The sequence below is a fragment of the Streptomyces apricus genome (genome assembly GCF_008369065.1).
GTDB classification, from domain to species: domain Bacteria; phylum Actinomycetota; class Actinomycetes; order Streptomycetales; family Streptomycetaceae; genus Streptomyces; species Streptomyces apricus.
In genome coordinates, this window is sequence record NZ_VDFC01000286.1 from 1 (window position 1) to 637 (window position 637).

Sequence of the window (637 nt, forward strand, 5' to 3'; positions counted from 1 at the left end):
GGTGTGGACCCGCTCGCGCGGCGTCCTGCTCGCCCTCGTGATCCTCCTGGCCGCCGCCGTCACCATCGCCCTCGTACGCTCCGGCGCGCAGCACGGCAGCCTCGACCCCCGCTCCGCCGACCCCCAGGGCAGCCGCGCCGTCGCCGAACTGCTCGCCGACCGCGGCGTCTCCACGCGCGTGGTCACCACCCTGGACGGCGCGCGGACCGCGGCCGGCCCCGGCACGACCCTCCTGATCGCCGGCCCCGACCTGCTGACCCCCCGTCAGCAGGACAGCCTGCACTCCTCGTACGGGAACTCCGGCGGCCGCACCGTCCTCGTCGCCCCCGGCCCCCCGTCCGTCGGCACCCTCGCTCCCGGGGTCGAGAACGACGCCACCCCCAGCTACGACTCCGCGCTCGCACCCGGCTGCGCCCTGCCCGCCGCACGACGAGCGGGCACCGCGGACACGGGCGGCCTGCGCTACACGACGGACGCCCCCGACGCCGACGCCTGCTACCCCAGCGAGGGCCTGCCCACCCTGCTCCGCATCCCGGCAGCCGAAGGCGACGGCGACACCGTCGTCCTCGGCGCCCCCGACATCCTCCGGAACGACCGCCTCGGCGAGCAGGGCAACGCCTCCCTCGCCCTCCAGCTC

The 637-nt window shown here is 77.2% G+C and carries 1 protein-coding gene; it reads left to right on the forward strand.

What is annotated here, in order from left to right:
• Position 1: 1 nt before the first annotated feature.
• Positions 2 to 637: DUF4350 domain-containing protein (locus FGF04_RS39715; protein ID WP_149516230.1), on the forward strand; the 636-nt coding region annotated here is incomplete at its 3' end.